Source organism: [Eubacterium] eligens ATCC 27750, from assembly GCF_000146185.1.
Classification (GTDB): Bacteria; Bacillota; Clostridia; order Lachnospirales; family Lachnospiraceae; genus Lachnospira; species Lachnospira eligens.
Window position 1 is genome coordinate 515627 of sequence record NC_012778.1, and the last position, 23460, is coordinate 539086.

Consider the following 23460-nt stretch of genomic DNA (forward strand, 5'->3'; position numbering starts at 1 on the left):
AAAATGTATTACTGCTTATTTAGAGCTTTTTCAGAGAATTCAGTTGTTACAAGGCTGCTGTAAGGAACTGGAGATTTAAGCTCACCAGCCTGCGTAAGAATGTCCTGTAAAAGATTAAAACTGTCTTCGGTGAATACAGTAGAGGTTTTCCATGTATCCTGTGATTTATATCTTTCAACAATTGCGGTTATTGTTGCAATATCGGTTTCTTTAAACTGAGGTGCAATGATGGCCGCAATTTCTGCTGATGAATGTGTATTGACATAATCAAGCCCCTTCTGTGTAGCGTTAGTGAATTTCTGGATTACATCAGGATTTTTCTTGATATAGCTTTTCTTTGCACAATATGCTGTGTAAGGAACATAGCCGCTTTCTACACCGAGCGAGGCGATAACGTGGCCTTCACCCTGCTGTTCAAGTAAAGTTGCAGAAGGCTCAAATTCAACTGTGTAATCACCTATTCCAGATGTGAATGCGGCAGAAGTTGAACCAAAATCAACATTCTGAAGGATTTCAAGGTCTGTTTCAGGGTTAATATTATTCTTTTTCAGAATATATTCAAATAACATCTGGGGCATACCGCCGGCTCTGCCGCCGATAACAGTTTTTCCTTTAAGTTCAGACCAGTCAAAATTATCATTGGATTCTCTTCCTACAAGGAAATTGCCAGCACGCTGTGTAAGTCCGGCAAAGTTGACAGCATAGTCATCAGAGCCTTCGGCATATACATAGATTGATGATTCAGAACCCATGAATCCAATATCTGCATCACCGGATATTAAGGCTGTCATTACTTTGTCAGCACCAAAACCATTAGTTACGGTAAGCTCAAGCCCTTCGTCGGCAAAATATCCATTCTCAATGGCGACATATTGTGGTGCATAGAATATAGAGTGTGTAACTTCGCAGAGAGTGATTTTTTTAACGGAATTGTCTGCATTTTCTTTGTTGCAGGCTGTCATTGGAAATGTTGTGACCAGTATGATGGTCATAATAATAAATAATGATATATATTTGCTGAAATTCTTCAATGAAATTCTCCGTTGTAGCTGCTTTTATTGTTATAGTATTATTTTTCTGTAATTTTGTTCCACAAAAGTAATAAAAAGATTGTCATTTAATGAGAAATTATGGTATCATAATAGAAAATTACAGTGTAGATAATTTAATATCTGTATATGGAGGCGCGTTATGTTTAGAAAGAATAAAACAACAGCTAAAGCAGCGTCAGGTAATGATTTGAATACATTGCTTGATGTATTTGATAAGATAATATCTGGTGAGATATCGCATACAGGTGAATCACCGGCTGATATAACACTTTTTGAAAATCCTGAGGTTGCCAATAAGTTTAATGAAGTTGTTGAGACTTATAAGAGATTCAATAATAATTTCGTAATGAGACTTAATGAGGCTATGGAGTCAATTGGCGATAATTCATATGTAAAGAATATGATGGATGAGGTGCAGTCACAGGCTCAGGCTATTGGTGCTATGGGAGAGTCAGGACATAATCTTGAAGAATCTATTAACCACATTAATGTTGCCATGGCTGATATTAAGGACAATACTCATGAGATGCTTGCTGCTACACAGAACAGTACAGCTAATATGAATGAGAGTATTAAGGTTGTTAATGAGTCATCAGAAAAGATTTCGGATATTAACAGACAGGTACAGGAATTTCAGGACAAGATTCATAAGATTGGAGAGATTGTTGATATTGTGAAGAAGGTTGCAAGCCAGAGTAATCTGTTAGCTCTCAATGCTTCTATTGAGGCTGCAAGAGCAGGAGAGGCAGGAAAAGGTTTTGCAGTTGTTGCTGATCAGGTAAGACAGTTATCAAGCAGTACATCAGAATCTGCTGATGATATTGTTAATTATGTAAGGGAACTCAATGATGATATTGGAAGATTGGCAGTATCCATGGATGATACAACTGTTAAGCTTTCAGAAGGTAATTCAAAGGTTGAAGAATCACTTTCAGATATTGAAAGAATGAATAACCAGATGGTTGCAATTAATGATGCTGTTAACGGAATATTCGCAGATATTGATACACAGTCATCTATTACGACAGAATTTGCCAAGCAGGTAGACAGTATTGCGGCAAGCTATGATAAGTTATCTGATAACTGTATGGCTACAGGTACTCATATCTATAAGATTGGCAGATATATTGATACTGCAAGAAGTGATATGTTCAGGTCATTCTCTAATGTTACAACACAGGATATGATAAGAATATTCCAGATTGACCACTTTATCCTTATGTGGAGAGTATATAATAATGCTGTTGGATTTGAAACTCTTAAGGTTACACAGCTTAATAATCCAGATAGCTGCAAGCTGGGTAAGTGGATGAAAGCACAGACAGATACGCGTATTACAGGAAGCAGACAGTTTAAGGATCTTGATGCGGCACATAGACAGATTCATAAATATGCTGTTGATTCTTGGAACGCCAAGGAGTCTGGTAATGTAGAACTTGCACTTGAATACTTCCAGAAGTGCTATGATGCATTTGGTGTATATAGTAATAAGATAGAAGAGTTCAAGAGCTATATGAGAACAATTGGTTATACTGATGAAACTGAAAAAGTGACTTTCAGAAAGTAATTAAAGTGAATGGTCTCCTATGGTGAAGCATAGGAGACTTATTTTAATGTAAGAAGGAATAGAGTGGTTTAGATAATTATAAGGAGATAGCAGACAGAGTATGGAAGAATATAAAGAAAAAGCAAAGGAAATTATGGTTATAGGCCATAAAAATCCTGACACAGATTCAATATGTTCGGCAATATGTTATGCTGATTTAAAGAATAAGATAACCGGAACAGATAATTATGTGCCTAAGCGGGCGGGACATCTTAATGAGGAAACTCATTTTGTACTGAACAGATTCGGTGTAGAGGCTCCGGAATATATTAAAGATGTACGTCCACAGGTAATGAACATAGAGATAAGACACACAGAGGGAATAAATAGTGAGATTTCGGTGCGTAATGCGTGGAAACTGATGGATTCACTTAATGTTGTAACACTTCCTATAACAGAAGGCAGAAAACTTACAGGTCTTGTTTCAATTGATGACATTGCCAAATCGTATTTTGAAACATTTGATAACAGAGTATTGTCAAATGCTAAGACAAGTTTTGCTAATATTGTTGAAACACTTGGGGGAAGAGTAATTACAGGTGATGAAAGCGAGATATTTGACAAAGGAAAGATGCTTATTGCAGCGGCTAACCCTGATATGATGGAGAGCATGATTGATGAGGGAGATATTGTAATTCTTGGTAACAGATACGAATCACAGCTCTGTGCAATAGAGATGGAGGCAAAATGTCTTATAATATGTGAGGGGGCAAAGGTATCCAATACAATTGCCAAGGTTGCAAAGAGCCATAACTGTATTATTATTGAAACTGATTATGATACATATACTGTTGCAAGGCTTATGAATCAGGCAATTCCGGTTGGATTCTTTATGACACCAAGAGACAGAATTGTATGTTTCAAGACAACAGATTATGTTGAAGATATTCAGGAGATTATGACTAAGAAAAGGTTCAGGGATTTCCCTATAGAGGATGAAAACGGTAATTATGTAGGAACTATTTCAAGAAGAAATCTCCTTCGTTCAGGCAGGAAGAAGGTTATTCTTGTTGATCACAATGAGAAGAATCAGGCAGTCAATGGAATTGAAGATACAGAGATTCTTGAGATAATTGACCATCACAGATTAGGACCTATACAGACAATCACCCCTGTATTTTTCAGAAACCAGCCTCTTGGCTGTACGGGAACAATTATTTATAAGATGTATCAGGAGGCAGGAATTAATATAGAACCTGTTATAGCCGGACTGATGTGTTCAGCAATTATATCAGATACATTAATATTCAAATCTCCTACATGCACACCTGATGATATAGAAGCGGCAATGGAGCTTGCTGATATTGCAGGAATTGACCCTGAAGTGTACGGAAGACAAATGTTTGGAGCTGGAAGTAATCTTGATGAAAAGACAGACAGAGAAATATTCTATCAGGATTTTAAGAAGTTCGCGATTAATGATGTTACTGTAGGTGTGGGTCAGGTTAATGCAATGGGACCAGAGGATATAGAGAAGATAAAAGCAAAAGAAGTGCCGTTTATAGATACAGTAACAGGCGATGGCGGGCTTGATGTAGTATATTTTCTTATGACAGACATATCAACGGAATGCTCTTATGTACTGTGTTCAGGTAAAAATGCGGATACAATAATGTCACAGGCATTTGGAGTTGACAAACAGCAGGATACATATATACTAAAGAATGTTGTTTCAAGAAAGAAACAGTTCCTCCCGGCCATTATGGAAGCTATGGAGCAGTAGAGAAAATGGAGAATAGTGATGAAGGCATTACGAAAAGATGATCCCTGCTGGTGTAACAGTGGGAAAAAATATTGTGACTGTCACATGGAATTTGATAGAAAATTAGATAATTTCAAGAGAAAGTTTCATAAGGTACCACCAAGAAATATTATTAAGAATGAAGAACAGCTTGCAGGAATGAGAGAAAGCAGCAAGATTAATATTGCTGTGCTTGATTATGTTGCAGAGAATATTCATGCAGGAATGACAACTCAGGATATAGATGATTTGGTATACAAGAAAACAACCGAGATGGGTGGAATACCTGCACCACTTAATTATGAAGGATTTCCAAAGAGTGTGTGTACTTCAATTAATGAGCAGGTATGTCATGGAATACCATCCAAGAATATCCAGCTTCTTGATGGTGATATAATTAATGTTGACTGTTCAACGATATTAAACGGATATTTTTCGGATTCATCAAGAATGTTCTGTATAGGTAATGTTGCACCAGAACATAAGAAGCTGGTGGATGTTGCAAAAGAATGTGTTGAGTTAGGTCTTGCACAGGTTAAGCCATGGGGACATCTTGGAGATGTTGCGGCGGCAATAAATGAACATGCAAAGGCTAATGGATATTCAGTAGTAAGAGAAGTTGGTGGACATGGAATAGGTCTTGAATTTCACGAAACCCCATTTGTAAGTTATGTAATTAAGAAGGGAACAGGAATGGTCATGGCACCGGGCATGGTATTCACAATTGAGCCAATGATTAATGCGGGACTTCCGGACATATATATAGACGAGGGCAACAACTGGACAATATATACAGATGACGATTCGTACTCAGCACAGTGGGAAATAATGGTTCATGTGACTGAGGACGGATATGAGGTGATGTCGTATTAAGATAGATGTAGCCACGATTATGTAGTGTAGGTGACTCCGGCATTGGTGTATAAAAACATGGCTACAGCTATCTTGATAGGACATACAACAATAAGTGAAAAGCTCCATATACTGTAGTGATACATGTATATGGAGCTTATTTTATGATGATGACACAACAGGTTCCGGCGATGTGCTATGTACCGTGGCAGCGTTGGGATGAATTATATGAGCCTTCGCGGGCAATTATGAGGGGGACTATGTTTCCTGTACTTGATAAACCATTTACAGGAGGCAGGTCATGAATTGTTGTAATAATATAAGAAATGAAAAAGCTATGATTATGAAGAATATTTATGAGCTTGGCTTTGCACTTGTTGAAACTATGCTTTATCTTGATACCCATCCGGATGATGCTGCAGCTATTGAATATTATGCAGAGATTAAGGATAAATATGTACAGTTTATGAAAAAATATTCAGATTATTATGGACCTCTCAGCATGGAATATATGGTAAATGACAACTACTGGATGTGGGTGGCAACACCTATGCCATGGGAATACAAGGGAGGTATGTGATATGTGGAATTATGAGAAGAGACTTCAGTACCCGATTAATATAAAGAATTGTAATCCAACACTGGCGGCAATGATTATTTCGCAGTATGGTGGACCAGATGGTGAGCTTGGAGCATCAATGAGATATCTGTCACAGAGATATTCCATGCCATACAGGGAGGTTGCCGGGCTGTTGACTGATATAGGTACGGAAGAGCTTGGCCATCTTGAAATGGTCAGTACAATGGTTCATCAGCTTACAAGAAATCTTACAATGGAACAGATAAAAGGAACTCCGTTTGAGGCATATTATGTTGATCATACAGTTGGAGTATGGCCGCAGGCTGCAGGAGGTGTACCTTTCTGCGCACTTGAATTCCAGTCAAAGGGGGATGCAATAACTGATATTGTAGAGGATATGGCAGCCGAGCAGAAAGCAAGGAGTACTTATGATAATCTGTTAAGACTCTGCCGTGATGATCCGGATGTGTATGAACCGCTGAAGTTCCTAAGAGAAAGAGAGGTTGTGCATTTCCAGAGATTCGGAGAAGCTATGTCGATTATACAGAGCAAGCTGGATTCTAAGAATTTCTATGCATATAACCCGGAATTTAAAAAATAATAAATAGAATGATATTAATAAAATATTATGATAGAATACATTTATAAAAGACTGATTAAAGGAGTACCTATGAAAGAGAAGATATATACTATACCTGTTAATGATGCATTTTCATCAGACTGTGAATGTCCGATTTGTTCAATGTATAAAGCATTGGAGGATGATGCGGTAAGCTATACAATGGGCCCTAGTTATATGGAAGATGATATAAGGGCTGTGACCGATAAAAAGGGTTTCTGCCAGAAGCATTTAAAGAAAGTGTATGACTGTGAGAACAGACTTGGCTTTGCCCTTGTCATGAAGACACATCTTGACAGAGTGATTAATGATATTGAGGGTCTGCAGGATGGAAAAGTGGCAGGAAAGTCTATGTTTAAGAAAGCTGATAAACCTTCCGTGACAGCATATACTGAACAGCTTGAAGGCACATGTTTTGTATGTGAAAGGATTGATAACACATTTCAGAGATATCTGGATACTATATTTCATATGTATAAGCATGATAGTGATTTCAGGGAGAAGTATAAAACATGCAAGGGATTCTGTACGAAGCATTATGGCATATTGCTTGAGCAGGCAGCTAATTCTTTAAAGGGGGATATGTTAGATGAATTTATTAAGATAACTAACAGTCTCTATATTGAGAATATGAAGCGGGTAAGAGATGATGTGGAATGGTTTATTAATAAATTTGACCACAAATATATTGATGAGCCATGGAAGAATGCGAAAGATTCACTGGTAAGAGCTATGATAAAGGATGGTTCATATATAGCAGATGAACCGGGGAAAAAGAATAACAGATAACAAATGGTCACTTGTTTATAAAGCCTGATAAAGGCATATATAACAAGTGACCTGTTTTTAGAATGTGAAAGTAACTGTATATAATGTGTAATTGGTTCTGTTAGTGGTTTTGTAGGCATAGGATAACTGGATTCCAGCATTAGATACTGCTGATTTGATATCAAGGTCAGCTGTTGTTGTAAATTCTATATGTCTGGTCCGGTTTCTTATGCAACGCAATATGTAATTATCGAATTCGTTCTGTGTATTAATGACCTGAAGCTTTGACTGAACAGGATATGTGTATATGTATCCGTTAGCAGGGTTGGCTGCATTTACAGCGGAATTCCATGTGTGGTCAATTGCCATATCGGCATCTGTTATATTAAAATATCCGTGGTCGATATACTCTGATGTTGAACCAACAGGGTCATCCCATGTGACATCAACCTGATACCAGTCGTTCCCAAGTTTAACTACATTCCAGATATGCTGCTGGCTGCCCGCTGTACCTGATAATGTGTAATTCTCAATACCGAGCATATCCATAAAAGTCTTGAAACTTTCTGTGTATCCGCTACATACAGCCTCACCGTTAATAAGAGCGTCATAAGCATTAAAGGTTGAACCGCCATTATCAATATATGTTATATGTGATACAAGATAATCATGTATTGCAAGTTCATTTTCATAATCGCTTTTATGTGGTGAAGTAACTTCTGAAAGGATTTCAATATATTTGTTATAAAGTTCAAGCTGGCGTTCGTTAAGCTGGGATGTATTGTCTGAATTATATGCTTTCATTATTGCATAATTATCCCAGCAGTCATAAGTTATCACCATATTGTAACCATCTTTAATTCTGCGGTATTCACACTTTATCTGTTCTATGCCGCTAATTCTTGTCAGCCACTCATTGGCATCAATAAGCTTGTCATCGGCAACAAAAATATCACATTCATTATTGTTATTTTCCATGGATTGTATTATAAACTGAATTATATCTTCGGTTGTAGCTGCTTTATTATCAAATGGTATATATGAAATTTCTGAAGAAGTATCAGAGGTATTGTTATTGGTAAAAGGTATACTGCATCCGTAAAGAGATGCTGTTAATATTGCTCCGGCTAAAAGAGACGCCCAATATTTTCTGAATTTCATGTGTTGTCTCCTATTGATTAAATTATATATAATTGTATAACGGGGTTGTTATAAATGTAAAGCAAAATGATAAGAAATATGGAGGATAATTATGGCAGATTATAAATTAAAAAATGTATGTGATTTCGATCTGGCACAGACATTGGAATGTGGACAGTGTTTTCATTTTGTAAAGCTCGATGAAGAGGATTATGTACTGACGGCAAAGGGGTATGTATTACATGTTTCACAGGAGGCTGATACCGTTACATTTTATGATACAGACAAAGATGAATATGTAAATGTATGGAAAGATTATTTCGATATGGACAGGGATTATTCAGCAATTAAGAAAAAGCTGCTGGAAAAAGATGATAAGTTAAAGGATGCAATTGAAAGCATGTGGGGAGTGAGGATTCTTAATCAGGATTTTTTTGAAACACTTATATCATTCATTATATCGCAGAATAAGCAGATACCTCATATTAAGAAGATAGTAGCTGATATATCTGCAAAGTTTGGTACATATAAGGGAACATATGGTGGAGCGGATATGTATACATTTCCAACACTTGAACAGCTTGCCAATGCAAGTGAAGAGGACTTTAAAGAGTTAAAGACAGGATTCCGTGCGCCATATATTATGGATGCAATAAGAAGGAATATGGCAGGCCAGTTTGATATAAATGAACTTAAGAGCATGGATTATGATTCGTGCATTAAGGAACTTATGACAATAAAAGGTGTTGGAGAGAAGGTTGCCAACTGCGTAAGCCTTTTCGGACTTGGAAAGAAAGAAGCATTTCCTGTTGATGTGTGGATTAAAAGAATTATGGAGACAATGTATTTTGACGGTGTGGACACTCCAAAGGATAAGATTGCTGCTTTTGCAAAGGAACAGTTTGGGGAACTGGGGGGATTTGCACAGCAGTATCTGTTTTATTATGGAAAATCAATAAAAATGGGTGTTAAATAATAATTATTAATAAAATCTAAAAAATATAATATATTTGAATTAGCTGTTGACAAATAAAAGCATGAAGTGTTACATTATGTGCAGTGGTTAGCACTCGAAAAGAATGAGTGCTAACAGAAATATGAATGCTGCCATGAAGGGTTCACTCTTATGTGGAGACAGCGGAATGGAGGAATATATAATGAAATTAGTACCATTAGGAGACAGAGTTGTTATTAAAGCATTAGTTGCAGAGGAGACTACTAAATCAGGAATCGTACTTCCTGGACAGGCTAAGGAAAAGCCACAGCAGGCAGAAGTTATTGCTGTAGGTCCTGGCGGAGTTGTTGATGGTAAGGAAGTTGTTATGCAGGTTAAGCCTGGTGATAAGGTTATCTATTCTAAGTATTCTGGAACAGAGGTTAAACTTGATGAAGATGAGAATCTCATCATTGTAAAGCAGTCTGATATTCTTGCTATCATTGAATAATTGACAATGTCAGTTGCAGATGAGGGCGGTATGAACATATAAGAAGTATATTTATTTAGGAGGCTATTATTATGGCAAAGGAAATCAAGTACGGAATTGAAGCTAGAAAGGCTTTAGAGGAAGGTGTTAATAAGTTAGCTAATACAGTAAGAGTAACTATCGGACCTAAGGGTCGTAATGTTGTTCTTGATAAGTCATATGGTGCACCACTTATCACTAACGATGGTGTTACTATTGCTAAGGATATTGAACTTGAAGATGCATTCGAGAATATGGGTGCACAGCTTGTTAAGGAAGTAGCAGCCAAGACTAATGATGTTGCAGGTGATGGTACAACAACAGCTACTGTTCTTGCACAGGCTATGATTAATGAAGGTATGAAGAACCTTGCAGCAGGTGCTAACCCAATCGTATTAAGAAAGGGAATGAAGAAGGCTACTGATTGTGCTGTTGAAGCTATTGCAGGTATGAGCGAGAAGGTAACAGGCAAGGATCAGATTGCCAAGGTTGCAGCTATTTCAGCAGGTGATGAGGAAGTTGGACAGATGGTAGCTGATGCTATGGAGAAGGTTTCTAACGATGGCGTTATCACAATCGAGGAATCTAAGACAATGAAGACAGAGCTTGACCTTGTAGAAGGTATGCAGTTCGATAGAGGATACATTTCAGCATATATGGCTACAGATATGGATAAGATGGAAGCAGTTCTTGATAATCCATATATCCTTATTACAGATAAGAAGATTTCTAATATTCAGGAAATTTTACCAGTTCTTGAGCAGATTGTTCAGAGTGGTGCCAAGCTTCTTATTATTGCAGAAGATGTTGAGGGCGAGGCTCTTACAACACTTATCGTTAATAAGTTAAGAGGAACATTCAATGTTGTAGCTGTCAAGGCTCCTGGATATGGTGACAGACGTAAGGAAATGCTTAAGGATATCGCAATTCTTACAGGTGGTCAGGTTATTTCTGAGGAACTTGGACTTGAGCTTAAGGATACAACAATGGATATGCTTGGTAGAGCTAAGTCTGTTAAGGTTCAGAAAGAGAACACAGTTATCGTTGATGGCGAAGGTGCTAAGGAAGATATTGATGCAAGAGTTGCACAGATTAAGGCACAGCTTGAGGAGACAACTTCTGAATTTGATAAAGAGAAGTTACAGGAAAGACTTGCAAAGCTTGCAGGTGGTGTAGCTGTTATCAGAGTTGGTGCTGCAACAGAGACAGAGATGAAGGAAGCTAAGCTTCGTATGGAAGATGCTCTTAATGCAACAAGAGCTGCTGTTGAAGAAGGTGTAGTATCAGGTGGTGGTTCTGCTTATATCCATGCTTCTAAGAAGGTTGCAGAGCTTGTTAAGACACTCAGTGGGGATGAGAAGATTGGTGCCCAGATTATCTTAAAAGCACTTGAAGCTCCATTATTCCACATTGCATACAATGCTGGTCTTGAAGGCGCTGTTATCATCAATAAGGTAAGAGAGTCAGAAGTTGGTACAGGATTTGATGCATACAAGGAAGAGTATGTCAACATGATTGACGCTGGTATCCTTGACCCGGCTAAGGTTACAAGAAGTGCATTACAGAATGCTACAAGCGTTGCTTCAACACTTCTTACAACAGAGTCAGTTGTTGCTAATATTAAGGAAGACGCTCCAGCAATGCCAGCAGGCGGTGCAGGCATGGGCGGAATGATGTAATTCCACAATATAACTAAAACATAGAGCCCGGTGGGTAAATTCCCGCCGGGCATATTGCTTTAAAGAAAGGTTATTGAATTATGATAGAAGGAACAGTAGAGCAGATTGTTAAAGTTACCGCTCCTAAGATTTCAATTTTTTACAGAATAATACTTGTGATTGCATGTCTGCTAGCAGCGACAACAATTGTGCAGACAGGCTGGTTAGGTGTTATTGTACTGGTTATATTTATATTTTTCACGGTGTTTGTATTCGAGTATTATAATGCTGAATATGAATATTCATATGTTGATGGAAGCCTGACTATAGATAAAATTATGGCTAAATCAGTAAGAAAGAATGTCGGCAGTTTTGACCTTACAAGAGCAGTTCTTGTGGCTAAGGTAAATAGTCAGGAAGCTTTAGGCAAAGCCAGACAGCAGTTAAGAACATATAATTGTTCGTCAGGAGTAGATGACCCTGAAGATATTGTAATATACACATATGACAATGACAGTAACGAGATGATAAGACTGTTTATGCTTCCGGATGATTCAATGAAAGAAGCAATTGTAAGTGCTGTTGGTAACGGAGTTGCACATTTATAAAAAATGTTTGACTTTTAGCGGCAGTTTTGTTATATTCTCTTGTAACATATTTATAAACTGACTAAGCTGTCAGATACTTGTAGAAACATCCGGATTAATTTATTTATTCGGATTTTTTCTATATATTAAAACACAACAGAAAGCGAGGATTTTAGCAAAATGGGTAAAATTATTGGTGAAGGCATTACATTTGACGACGTACTTTTAGTTCCACAGTATTCAGAAGTAACACCTAATATGATTGACCTCTCAACACAGCTCACTAAGAATATTAAACTTAACATTCCTTTAATGAGTGCAGGTATGGACACAGTTACAGAACACAGAATGGCAATCGCAATGGCTAGACAGGGCGGTATTGGTATTATTCATAAGAATATGTCAGTAGAAGCTCAGGCAGAAGAAGTAGACAAGGTTAAGCGTTCAGAGAATGGTGTTATCACAGACCCATTTTTCTTACATCCAGATAATACATTACAGGAAGCTAATGACCTTATGGGCAAGTTCAGAATTTCCGGAGTACCTATCACAGATGATAATGGCAAGCTTGTCGGTATCATTACTAACAGAGACCTTAAGTTTGAGGAGCATTTTGAAAGACCAATCAAGGAGTGCATGACAAGCGAGAATCTTATCACTGCTCCTGTTGGAACAACTCTTGAAGAAGCCAAGAAGATATTAGGAAAGGCAAGAAAAGAGAAGCTGCCTATCGTTGATGACGATTATAAGTTAAGAGGACTTATCACAATCAAGGATATTGAGAAGAGCGTTAAGTATCCATCTTCAGCACATGATTCACAGGGCAGACTTCTTGCAGGTGCTGCTGTTGGTATTACAGCTAATGTTATGGAAAGAGTACAGGCTCTTGTTAATGCAAATGTTGACTGTATCGTTATTGATTCAGCTCACGGACATTCTAAGAATATTATTACAACTCTTAAGGAGATTAAGTCAGCATTCCCTGATCTTCAGGTTATTGCCGGTAATATTGCAACAGGTGCAGCTGCCAAGGCTCTTTGTGAGGCTGGTGTAGATGCTGTTAAGGTTGGTATCGGACCTGGTTCTATCTGTACAACAAGAGTTGTTGCAGGTATTGGTGTACCACAGGTTACAGCCGTTATGGACGCTTATGCAGAGGCTAAGAAGTATGGTATTCCTGTAATTGCTGATGGTGGTATCAAGTATTCAGGAGATATCGTTAAGGCTATCGCAGCAGGTGGTAATGTCTGCATGTTAGGAAGCCTTCTTGCAGGTTGTGATGAGGCTCCTGGTACATTCGAGTTATTCCAGGGAAGAAAGTACAAGGTATACAGAGGAATGGGGTCTATCGCTGCCATGGAAAACGGAAGCAAGGACAGATATTTCCAGACTGGTGCAAAGAAGCTTGTTCCAGAGGGTGTTGAAGGACGTGTTGCTTATAAGGGACTTGTTGAAGATACTATCTTCCAGCTTATGGGTGGACTTCGTTCAGGTATGGGATATTGTGGAGCACCTACAATTCCAGTACTTCAGGAAACAGCTCAGTTTATTAAGATGTCTTCAGCAGCTTTAAGAGAGAGTCATCCACATGATATTCATATCACAAAGGAAGCTCCTAACTATTCAGTTGAGGATAAGTAATTAATCAGGAATGAAATTTACATCCGGGCAGCAATAACTGTCCGGGTGTTTTTTTTCAGAAGCACAATGTAAATTCTTCTCAAATTATTGATATTGATTAACTATATGATGTATAATGAACTAAGTATTAATATATTAATGCGTATTAACAGGGTATATTTGGGGCGCTAATTAACGAGAAGGAGAAAATCATATGAAGGACAGAATACTCGGCAAATATATCGCAAAGAACCATACCGGCAATGTATTCACTGATAATGAATTGCAGGTAATCAGACAAGGCAACACAGATAAGATGGTAGAGACATTTTTACATATGGGTAATGATTATTATAATACCCAGATGCAATGTACTATTAATAGTCTTGGAATGTTTATGGATGGCGATATAGAACTTGACCATATTGATTTCGAAAGAACTTACAGGGGTGAGTTTATAGGATGCCAGATTATGGATGGAGATATTGACGTGTTTCTTGGTATAGCGGGGAATGATAAGGAACTTTTAAAGGTTGCATCTACATTTGCACAGGAAGATATTAAAGAGTTTGATGCAGATGCATATGATGCATTATGTGAATTTATTAATGTTATTAATGGTGCATATGCAACTAAGCTCGGTGAGAATGATGTGGAGGTTACTCTTCATCCACCGGTATTTTATAAGAATACAGAGGTTACAGCAGAAGATGGTTTCTATGTTGTGACATTTAATATGGAAAATAATTTGTTTAAGATATTAATGGCTGCTGATAATAAAATCCAGCTTTCAGCTTAATAAGGAGAATAGTTATGGCAAAAATTTTGATAGTAGATGATTCTAAGACATCAAGAAAATTTTTAAGAAATATGCTTGAAGATGCAGGACATGAGATTGTATCAGAGGCAGTTAATGGTGCAGAAGGTGTAGAAAAATATAAGATGTATAAGCCCGATGTTGTTACGATGGATATTACAATGCCTGTTATGGATGGTATAGAAGCTGTAAAAGAGATTATGGAGATTGATCCTGGGGCAAAAGTTATTATGGTAACTGCCGCTGGTCAGAAGACTAATATGGTCGAGGCATTAAAGAGAGGTGCTGCTGATTTTATTCAGAAGCCATTTGATAGTGCTGTAATCATTAATACAATAGAAAAGGTTTTGGAAGACGAATAATGTATAATTACCGTATAGAGATAGAGTATGATGGTGGAAGATATGACGGCTGGCAAAGACTGGGTAAGGATGCCAGTACGAATACTATAGAAAGCAGGCTATGCGAGATAATAGCAAGAATGACTGGTGAGACAGTTGACATGTATGCCGGGTCAAGAACAGAAAAGGGCGTGCATGCGTTGTGCCAGACAGCAAATTTCAAGCTTGAGAAGGAAGTTAAGGCAATAGAAATAAAGAATTATCTTAACAGATATCTGCCAAGAGATATTGCAGTTATGTCTGTAACTGAAGCTGATGAAAGATTTCATAGCCAGCTTAATGCAAAGTCTAAGATATATGAGTACAGGCTGGATACAGGCAATGTTGCTAATGTATTCAGAAGAAAATATGCTTACCATACATTTGATAAGCCAGACTTTGATGCTATGAGAAAGGCTGCCGGATATTTTGAAGGAAAGCATGATTTTAAGGCATTTACTACGGCAAAGAAGAGCAAGAGTACAGAAAAGACTATTAAGAAGATAAGTGTAGAGTATGAAGGTGCAAGAGCTTATATAAGAATTGAAGCGGATGATTTCCTTCATAATATGGCAAGGTACATTATTGGAATGATGCTAGATGTAGGCAATGGCATCAAGAAGCCGGAAGATGTGAAACGATGTCTTGATGGGGAGAACATACAGATGTCATTACCGGCAGAGAGTTATGGGCTGTTTCTTGTAAAGGTGGTTTACTAGATATTGTAAAAGGTGGAGAATATGAAGACGATTATTGAACTTATTACTGATGAGATTAAAAATGTATTCGCTGAATGTGGATATGATGAGGCATATGCGAAAGTTACAGTTTCTAACAGACCTGACCTGTGTGAGTTTCAGTGTAACGGTGCTATGGCAGCAGCCAAAGCATATAAGAAAGCACCATTTATGATTGCTGATGAGGTTGTTGCAAAGTTAGCAGATAACAAGATGTTTTCTAAGATTGAGAGTGTTAAACCAGGATTTATTAATATTAATATATGTGAAGATTATCTGGCAGGATATCTTAATGAGATGTCTGAAACTGAGAAGTTCGGCTATGTTAATTCGGAGAGCAATAAGACTGTTATTGTGGATTACGGCGGAGCTAATGCCGCAAAGCCACTTCATGTAGGACATCTTCGTTCTGCAGTTATCGGAGAGAGCGTTAAGAGAATCAACACATTTGTTGGAAATAAGACTATTGGTGATGTACATCTTGGAGACTGGGGTCTTCAGATGGGACTTATCATTGAAGAGTTAAGAGATAGAAAGCCAGAACTTCCGTATTTTGATGACAGTTTTACCGGTGAGTATCCAGAGGAAGCACCATTTACAATCTCAGAGCTTGAGGAGATTTATCCGGCAGCTTCTGCAAAGTCTAAGGAAGATATTGCATTTGCAGAAAGAGCTCATGAAGCTACACTTAAGTTACAGAGTGGTGATAAGGCATGCCGTGCAATATGGCATCATATCATGAATGTTTCTAAAGCTGACCTTAAGAAGAATTATGATAATCTTAATGTGCATTTTGATTTATGGAAGGGGGAATCGGATGCACAGCCATATATTGACGATATGGTTAATAAGATGATTGCAGACGGAATTGCTTATGAAAGCCAGGGCGCAACTGTTGTAGATATACAGCAGGAGGGTGATACTAAGGAGCTTCCACCATGCATCGTAAGAAAATCTGATGGTGCGGCACTTTATGCAACATCTGACCTTGCAACTATTGTTGAAAGAGAAAAGTTATATCATCCTGATACATATATTTATCTTGCTGATAAGAGGCAGGAACTTCATTTTACACAGGTATTCAGAACGGCTAAGAAGGCTGGGATTGTAGCGCCTGATGCAGATATGAGATTTGTGGGCTTTGGTACTATGAACGGTAAAGATGGTAAGCCATTCAAGACGCGTTCAGGTGGTGTTATGAGACTTGAGCATCTTATAGCTGATATTGATGAAGCTGTATATGAGAAAATTATGTCTAACAGAACTGTTGAAGAGACAGAAGCAAGAGATACAGCTAAGATAGTAGGACTTGCTGCATTAAAGTATGGAGATCTTTCTAATCAGGCATCAAAGGATTATGTGTTTGATATTGAGAGATTTTCATCATTTGAGGGTAATACAGGACCATATATTCTTTACACAATTGTAAGAATTAAGTCTATCCTTAACAAATATACAGAAAATGGTGGAAGCACAAATAACCTTAAAATCATGGCTGCTACAGAAGAAAGTGAGAAGAATCTTTCTTTATCACTTATTAAGTTTGCAGATATAATTGATGGGGCATATAGGGATAATGCACCACATAAGATATGTCAGTTTATATATGAGGTATCTAACGCATTTAACGGCTTTTATCATAACAATAAGATACTTTCAGAACCTGACGAGGCTAAGAAGGCAAGTTATATTGCACTTATCAGCCTTACTAAGAGCATTCTCGAGCAGTGTATTGATTTGCTTGCGATTGAATGCCCTGACAGAATGTAAAGGAGAAATTTGATGGGTAAATTATTATCATTTGCAATACCATGTTACAACTCCGCAGAGTATATGGAACATTGTATTAATACAGTGCTTGCCGGTGGCGATGAAGTTGAGGTTATTATAGTTGATGATGGTTCAACAAAGGATAATACATATGAAATAGCCAAAAGATATGAAAAGGAATATCCAGATATTGTCAAGGCTGTACATCAGGAGAATGGTGGACATGGTGAGGCTGTAAATACAGGTCTTAAGCATGCAACAGGAAGGTTCTTTAAGGTTGTTGACAGTGATGACTGGGTAGATGGCAAAAGTTATAAAAGAATGCTTGCTACATTAAGAAGCTTTGAAGAGGGCAGTGAGCCGGATATGGTTATTGCAAACTATGTATATGAAAAGGTCGGAGCCAAGAGAAAGAAAGTTATCCACTATGAAAATGTATTTCCTGTAGAGCAGATGTTTACATGGGATGATATTAATATAGGCGATTTTAAGGTTGACCAGTATATTCTTATGCATACTGTTGTATATAGAACACAGCTTTTAAAGGATTGTGGATTAGAGCTTCCTAAGCATACATTTTATGTTGATAACATATTTGTGTTCGAGCCACTTCCGTATGTTAAGAATATGTATTACATAAATACTAATTTCTACAGATACTTTATTGGACGAGAAGATCAGTCTGTTAATGAGAGTGTTATGATTTCAAGAATTGACCAGCAGCTTTCTGTTAATAAGAGAATGATTGATTCTTTTCTTTCAGAAAATCCTAAGAATATTAACTGTAGAAAATATATGATTAACTATTTAAGAATTATGATGGAAGTATCGTCTATATTCTTAATTGTATCTGGAACAAAGGAACATCTTGCGAAGAAGAAGGCACTCTGGCAGTATGCTAAGGATAAGGATGAAGTGCTTTACAAGAAGTTACGACACAGTCTTTTGGGCTGGTCTGTTAATATCCCTACATCTGCAGGAAGATGGATATCTAAGCAGGGATACAAGGTAGCTAATAATATAATAGGTTTTAATTAAACAGATTTAGAAGGAGAAGAATATATGTCTATAATTGATGCATTCAGACTTGATGGAAAGGTTGCAGTAGTCACAGGTGCCAATACAGGTCTTGGACAGGGAATGTCCGTTGCACTTGCGCAGGCAGGTGCTAAGGTTGTAGGTGTTGCAAGAAGATCTTGCGAGGATACTAAGAAGCTTGTTGAAGCTGATGGAGGAGAATTTGCTGAGGTTATAGCAGATCTTTCAGATATGTCAGCTATAGATGTTATTGTGAACGGTGCACTCGCAGCTTTTGGAAAAGTTGATATTCTTGTTAATAATGCAGGACTTATTAAGCGAAATGATGCTATTGATTTCACGGAAGATGAATGGGATAGTGTTATTCAGGTTAATCAGAAGATGGTATTCTTCTTAAGCCAGGCATTTGCAAAGCAGTATATTAAGCAGGGACATGGTGGCAAGATTATTAATATCAATTCCATGCTTTCATATCAGGGAGGCATAAGAGTTCCTTCTTATACAGCAAGTAAGAGTGCTGGTATGGGACTTACAAAAGCTATGTGTAATGAGTGGGCATGCCATAACATTAATGTTAATGCTATTGCACCAGGATATATGGCTACTAATAATACGGCACAATTAAGGAGTGATTCTGACAGAAGTGAAGCTATTATAGACAGAATTCCTGCAGGACGCTGGGGAACTCCTGATGATATGAAGGGAGCGGTTGTGTTCCTTGCATCAGCAGCATCTGATTATGTTAATGGATTTACACTGGCTGTCGATGGCGGATGGCTCGCAAGATAAACAGAATATTTAAGTGACAATAAAAATGCGTTTCAACTTTAACCGGTTGAAACGCATTTTGTGTATTACTGTTAAAAATTAATTTTACAAATGTTTCTGTCAACATGGGACTTAATATATGCAGGAACAGCAGATTTTACATCTTCTGGCATGTCATTCTGGTTTAACATTACAATCATGCGTCCCTTGTTAAATAACATGTAGTAGCCAAATTTGTTATAAACATTAGTAAATTGGTTCCACTCATATGTGTATACAAGGTCATGTTCAGGAATATCTGCCATGATAGCGTTATCCATAAGAGTTATTGTACAAGGTGCTTCCTCTGATGGATCCCTGTGTTTTAAGTGATAATTAACACTTGATCTGAACTGGTATGCAAATATATATATTGGGTAAAACCAGCATACAGCATAAAGAATAAGCAAAAAGCTGGAATAATAATGCAAAGATAAGAGTACAAGTGAAATAATAGCAGGAGTCCATGATAATATAAGCTCAATGGGATTCCTTATAAATCTGTTCCAGAAAACTATTTTTGTATAATCTTTTCCAGATGCTTTTAATGTTGTGTTGAATTTAATGATATCCATAATAATCCTCATAAATAAATTGATATAAAGATATAATAACACCCTCTGGAATATAAAACAATTAATTATCTGTGAAATTGAAAATATGGGTGTTTATGTATAAATGATTTTAAAAAATCAGTTTCCAAAAGCTTTATGATAGGCTATAATATTATCAGATTTATGTATTATCGGAGGGTTATTTTGAGCGGGAATAAAACAGTTAATTTGGAATTGTCACAGATTATACATATGTTAGAAGATAATGGAACATTTGTAGAGGTTTCAAAGAACATAATTGAGAAAATAACGGATAATCTTCATGCACAGGATGCTGTTATTATGCAGATAAGTGCTGATGGAAAAAGTATGCATGCTATAGCAGAGGCTAAAGATGTAATAGGTAGTAAGCTGGATGTTGAAGATATCAGTCAGTGTTGTCTGTGTTCAGACGAATTAAAGAGAACTGCAATGAGCACAGCATCTGATGAAGAGAAGGAAAGACTTGCATTGTGTAATGCAAAGATTTGTATATCTGTTCCTATTACAATTAATAATGTTAAGGCAATGTATCTTCTTGTTATGGGGGATACAGATGATTTTGCAGGCGAAGATAAGGTTATTGAATACATAAAAGATGTCGCAATGATTATACATAGTATTGCACAAAGCAAGGTTATCAATAATTCGCTTATATCATCTTATGATGTATTACAGAAAATTCTTGATAATATTGGTTCTGGAATTATTGTATGCAGTAAGAATTCGGGAAATATTCTTTTTGAAAATGATATGGCAAGTCATGTTACTGAAGTACGGGAGACAATAAGAGAGTGTTTAGAGGAAGTATTTCAGAATAAGGATATATCAGGTCATATAGGAACACCGATGGAACGGTATAATACCGAATCTGGTCTGTGGTTTGAAGTCAGATTTTCAGAGCTGAAGTGGATTGACGGAAGTGATGTTGTTGTGGCAACAGCAGCAGATATTACACAGAAAAAGAAGAATCAGCAGAAGATAGAATATCAGGCACATAATGATTTCCTGACAGGTCTGTATAACCGTATGAAATGTGAAGTGGATTTAAGAAAGGTTATAAGAAGAACAGAGAAAGCCGGACTTAAGGGTGCTGTACTGTTTCTTGACCTTGATGATTTCAAGCATATTAATGACGGTCTTGGACATCAGTATGGAGATATCCTGTTACAGCAGATAGCTGCGGGACTTACAGGTATTCCGGGACTCAGGGGACATTGTTACAGAATGGGTGGAGATGAATTTGTAATAATCATTGAGCCTGAAATATATAATGAACTTAGTAAAATAGTCACTAACATAAAGACACTGTTTAATAAGCCGTGGTATCTTATGGAAACTGAGTATTTCTGTACTATGAGTATGGGTATTGCGTTGTTCCCGGATAATAGTGTTGATGTCCATGAGATAACAAGAATGGCTGATGTTGCAATGTATGAAGCAAAGCGTTCAGGAAAGAACGGATATGCCTATTACAGCAGCGAGGTTGAGAATTCGACAGCCAAGAGACTTGATATTGAGAACAATATGAGACAGGCTATTTCAAATGAAATCAATGAATTTGTGGTATTTTATCAGCCGGTTGTCAATGTCAATACACAAATGTGTACATCATGTGAGGCACTTGTAAGATGGGACAGCAAGGCGCTTGGATTTATGGGGCCGGGTGAATTTATTCCACTTGCGGAATATCTGGGACTTATTACATCAATTGGTGACTATGTTCTTGAAGAAGCATGCAGAAGATGTAAGATATGGAATGACAATGGACATCCTGATTTTTACATTAATGTTAATCTGTCAGTAGTACAGCTTTTACAGAAGGATGTTGTCGAGAATATTAAAAGGATTCTTGATAAGACAGGAGTTAATCCTAAGAATATAGTACTTGAGATTACAGAATCATTTGCAATCAATGATATGCAGAGAGTTATGGAGATTATCACAGGACTTAAGAAGTTAGGACCTAGAATTGCACTTGATGATTTTGGAACAGGATATTCTTCACTTAATTACATAAAGCAGCTTCCTCTTGATATCATTAAGGTTGATAAAACATTTATTGATGATATTGTTGAAGATGATTATGCACAGGCATTTGTTAAGCTTATAGTTGACCTTTCCAAGACTATTGGTACTAAGATAGTTGTTGAGGGTGTTGAACATAAGGAACAGTTTGAACTGCTTAAAAGTCTTGGTGTGGATTATATACAGGGATATTACTTTGGAAAGCCTGTTCCAGCCAATATTTTTGAAGAGAAAAACTTAGAGGGGAGATTGGGCAAATGAACATACTGATTAAAGAAGGCAGGGTGCTTGACCCTGCAAGTAAGACGGACAAAGTGATGGACGTGCTTATTAAGGACGGATTTATTGCGGCTATGGAAGAGAACATTGATGAGTCTCAGGCAGATGATGTCATTGATGCATCAGGCTGTATGGTTATGCCGGGACTGATTGACCTTAATGCACATTTCAGGGAACCGGGACTTGAGCATAAGGAAACTATAAGAACCGGATCAAGAGCTGCAGCAAGAGGCGGATACACAACAGTGTGCATGATGCCTAATACTAAACCTGTAATTGATAATGTTGAGATGTTACAGTATGTAACTGATAAGGCTGAAGAGGTAACAGATATTAATCTGTATACTATAGCTGCCATGACAGCAGGTCAGGAGGGTGAGTATCTTACTGATTTTGAGGCACTTAAGGATGCAGGTGCTGTTGCAGTCAGTGACAATGGCGGAACTATTATGAATGCAAGAACTGCAAGGCAGGCTATGAGGCAGGCAGCAGAGGTTGACATTCCGGTATTTGCACATTGTGAAGATACTAACTTGGCTGCAAGAGGTGTTATGAATGCCGGAGAGAGAGCCAAGGAACTTGGTCTTTTCGGAATAATGGATGCCGTTGAGGATGTTATTGTTGCAAGAGATATTCTTCTTGCAAAGAATACAGGTGCAAAGCTGCATATAAGTCATGTGTCTAATAAGGAATCAGCATTTATTATAAAGATTGCCAAGGAACAGGGAATTCCAGTGACAGCAGAGGTTGCCCCACATCATTTCACACTGACAGAGGATGCGGTGAACGGGGATGATGCAAACTTTAAGATTAACCCTCCTTTAAGAAAGGCAGATGATGTAAAGGCTCTTAAAGAAGCGCTTGCATCAGGGGTTATTGATGTTATTGCAACAGACCATGCTCCACATCATCCTACTGAGAAGGAAAGACCTTTTGACGAAGCACCGTTTGGTGTAGTAGGTCTTGAAACAGCAGTTCCGGTTACTATTACTGTGCTTGTAAGAACAGGAGTGCTTACTCCGTTACAGATGGTTGAGAAAATGAGTTATAATCCGGCTAAGATACTTGGAATTGACAGAGGAGTTCTTGCACCGGGAAAAGTTGCTGATATAACAGTTGTTAATCCTACAGAAGAGTATGATATTGACAGCAACAGATTTGCTTCAAAGGGAAAGAATACTCCATTTGAAGGAAAGCATGTGTATGGAAAGGTTTTATATACGCTTGTTAATGGAAGAGTTGTGTATTCAGACCATAATGGAACAGAAATTCTTATTGAAAGAGAAGTTCCAAAGTTGTAGAATAAAGTGATTTTGCGTATGAAT

23 protein-coding genes are annotated in these 23460 nt (G+C 37.5%); 20 read left to right on the forward strand and 3 right to left on the reverse strand.

Annotated features, from left to right (window positions below):
* Positions 1 to 8: 8 nt before the first annotated feature.
* Positions 9 to 962: an ABC transporter substrate-binding protein gene (locus EUBELI_RS02460; RefSeq protein ID WP_228003433.1), complete on the reverse strand. Its 954-nt coding sequence runs from the start codon at positions 960 to 962 to the stop codon at positions 9 to 11.
* Positions 963 to 1191: 229 nt separating this feature from the next.
* Here EUBELI_RS02460 and EUBELI_RS02465 point away from each other — a divergent pair, with 229 nt between their 5' ends.
* From EUBELI_RS02465 to EUBELI_RS02490, 7 genes are all read left to right on the forward strand, one after another.
* Positions 1192 to 2619 (forward strand): methyl-accepting chemotaxis protein, encoded by a 1428-nt coding sequence (locus EUBELI_RS02465; protein WP_012738759.1) that lies wholly within the window; start codon positions 1192 to 1194, stop codon positions 2617 to 2619.
* Positions 2620 to 2719: 100 nt separating this feature from the next.
* Positions 2720 to 4381 carry a putative manganese-dependent inorganic diphosphatase gene (locus tag EUBELI_RS02470; protein ID WP_012738760.1) on the forward strand — a complete coding sequence of 554 codons (1662 nt, stop codon included), beginning with the start codon at positions 2720 to 2722 and terminating at the stop codon, positions 4379 to 4381.
* 18 nt (positions 4382 to 4399) lie between these two features.
* Positions 4400 to 5272 carry a methionyl aminopeptidase gene (locus EUBELI_RS02475; protein WP_012738761.1) on the forward strand — a complete coding sequence of 291 codons (873 nt, stop codon included), beginning with the start codon at positions 4400 to 4402 and terminating at the stop codon, positions 5270 to 5272.
* Positions 5273 to 5415: 143 nt separating this feature from the next.
* Positions 5416 to 5556 carry a spore coat associated protein CotJA gene (locus tag EUBELI_RS13870; RefSeq protein WP_012738762.1) on the forward strand — a complete coding sequence of 47 codons (141 nt, stop codon included), beginning with the start codon at positions 5416 to 5418 and terminating at the stop codon, positions 5554 to 5556.
* Entirely contained in the window at positions 5553 to 5831 is a 279-nt protein-coding gene (locus tag EUBELI_RS02480) for a spore coat protein CotJB (protein ID WP_012738763.1), read from the forward strand. Before EUBELI_RS13870 ends, EUBELI_RS02480 begins: the two co-directional genes overlap by 4 nt.
* 1 nt (position 5832) lies before the next feature.
* Positions 5833 to 6432 carry a manganese catalase family protein gene (locus EUBELI_RS02485; protein WP_012738764.1) on the forward strand — a complete coding sequence of 200 codons (600 nt, stop codon included), beginning with the start codon at positions 5833 to 5835 and terminating at the stop codon, positions 6430 to 6432.
* 69 nt (positions 6433 to 6501) lie between these two features.
* The gene (locus tag EUBELI_RS02490; RefSeq protein ID WP_041687952.1) at positions 6502 to 7239 is read left to right on the forward strand and encodes a DUF6062 family protein; all 738 of its coding nucleotides are present in this window, start codon (positions 6502 to 6504) and stop codon (positions 7237 to 7239) included.
* A gap of 57 nt (positions 7240 to 7296) precedes the next feature.
* Here the strand turns inward: EUBELI_RS02490 and EUBELI_RS02495 are convergent, their stop codons facing one another.
* Positions 7297 to 8379 carry a transglutaminase domain-containing protein gene (locus EUBELI_RS02495; protein ID WP_012738766.1) on the reverse strand — a complete coding sequence of 361 codons (1083 nt, stop codon included), beginning with the start codon at positions 8377 to 8379 and terminating at the stop codon, positions 7297 to 7299.
* 91 nt (positions 8380 to 8470) lie between these two features.
* On the opposite strand from EUBELI_RS02495, the gene EUBELI_RS02500 reads away from it, so the two are divergent.
* The 11 genes from EUBELI_RS02500 to kduD all read left to right on the forward strand — a co-directional run bounded on the left by EUBELI_RS02500 (position 8471) and on the right by kduD (position 19217).
* Entirely contained in the window at positions 8471 to 9334 is an 864-nt protein-coding gene (locus EUBELI_RS02500) for a DNA-3-methyladenine glycosylase family protein (RefSeq protein ID WP_012738767.1), read from the forward strand.
* A gap of 181 nt (positions 9335 to 9515) precedes the next feature.
* Complete coding sequence (locus EUBELI_RS02505) at positions 9516 to 9803, forward strand: co-chaperone GroES (RefSeq protein WP_041688456.1); 288 nt, start codon at positions 9516 to 9518, stop codon at positions 9801 to 9803.
* Positions 9804 to 9874: 71 nt separating this feature from the next.
* Positions 9875 to 11500, forward strand: coding sequence for a chaperonin GroEL (gene groL / locus EUBELI_RS02510; protein ID WP_012738769.1), 1626 nt, complete (start codon positions 9875 to 9877; stop codon positions 11498 to 11500).
* An 80-nt stretch (positions 11501 to 11580) separates the two neighbouring features.
* Complete coding sequence (locus EUBELI_RS13535; RefSeq protein ID WP_012738770.1) at positions 11581 to 12087, forward strand: DUF6106 family protein; 507 nt, start codon at positions 11581 to 11583, stop codon at positions 12085 to 12087.
* A gap of 159 nt (positions 12088 to 12246) precedes the next feature.
* Positions 12247 to 13707, forward strand: coding sequence for an IMP dehydrogenase (gene guaB / locus EUBELI_RS02520; protein WP_012738771.1), 1461 nt, complete (start codon positions 12247 to 12249; stop codon positions 13705 to 13707).
* A gap of 193 nt (positions 13708 to 13900) precedes the next feature.
* Positions 13901 to 14485 carry a chemotaxis protein CheX gene (locus tag EUBELI_RS02525; RefSeq protein WP_012738772.1) on the forward strand — a complete coding sequence of 195 codons (585 nt, stop codon included), beginning with the start codon at positions 13901 to 13903 and terminating at the stop codon, positions 14483 to 14485.
* 14 nt (positions 14486 to 14499) lie between these two features.
* A complete protein-coding gene (locus tag EUBELI_RS02530; RefSeq protein ID WP_012738773.1) occupies positions 14500 to 14865 on the forward strand; it encodes a response regulator in 366 nt (121 codons plus the stop codon).
* On the forward strand, positions 14865 to 15602 hold the full coding sequence (gene truA / locus EUBELI_RS02535) for a tRNA pseudouridine(38-40) synthase TruA (RefSeq protein WP_012738774.1): 738 nt from the start codon (positions 14865 to 14867) through the stop codon (positions 15600 to 15602). The genes EUBELI_RS02530 and truA overlap by 1 nt, the downstream gene beginning before the upstream one ends.
* Before the next feature lie 21 nt (positions 15603 to 15623).
* A complete protein-coding gene (gene argS / locus EUBELI_RS02540) occupies positions 15624 to 17390 on the forward strand; it encodes an arginine--tRNA ligase (RefSeq protein WP_012738775.1) in 1767 nt (588 codons plus the stop codon).
* A 12-nt stretch (positions 17391 to 17402) separates the two neighbouring features.
* Positions 17403 to 18428: a glycosyltransferase family 2 protein gene (locus EUBELI_RS02545; protein WP_012738776.1), complete on the forward strand. Its 1026-nt coding sequence runs from the start codon at positions 17403 to 17405 to the stop codon at positions 18426 to 18428.
* Between the two features lie 24 nt (positions 18429 to 18452).
* On the forward strand, positions 18453 to 19217 hold the full coding sequence (kduD, locus tag EUBELI_RS02550; RefSeq protein ID WP_012738777.1) for a 2-dehydro-3-deoxy-D-gluconate 5-dehydrogenase KduD: 765 nt from the start codon (positions 18453 to 18455) through the stop codon (positions 19215 to 19217).
* A 71-nt stretch (positions 19218 to 19288) separates the two neighbouring features.
* Here kduD and EUBELI_RS02555 read toward each other — a convergent pair whose 3' ends face one another.
* Entirely contained in the window at positions 19289 to 19810 is a 522-nt protein-coding gene (locus tag EUBELI_RS02555) for a hypothetical protein (RefSeq protein ID WP_148231332.1), read from the reverse strand.
* 183 nt (positions 19811 to 19993) lie between these two features.
* On the opposite strand from EUBELI_RS02555, the gene EUBELI_RS02560 reads away from it, so the two are divergent.
* The gene (locus EUBELI_RS02560) at positions 19994 to 22117 is read left to right on the forward strand and encodes a sensor domain-containing protein (RefSeq protein WP_228003411.1); all 2124 of its coding nucleotides are present in this window, start codon (positions 19994 to 19996) and stop codon (positions 22115 to 22117) included.
* Positions 22114 to 23436: a dihydroorotase gene (locus EUBELI_RS02565; protein ID WP_012738780.1), complete on the forward strand. Its 1323-nt coding sequence runs from the start codon at positions 22114 to 22116 to the stop codon at positions 23434 to 23436. Before EUBELI_RS02560 ends, EUBELI_RS02565 begins: the two co-directional genes overlap by 4 nt.
* The last annotated feature ends 24 nt before the right edge of the window (positions 23437 to 23460 follow it).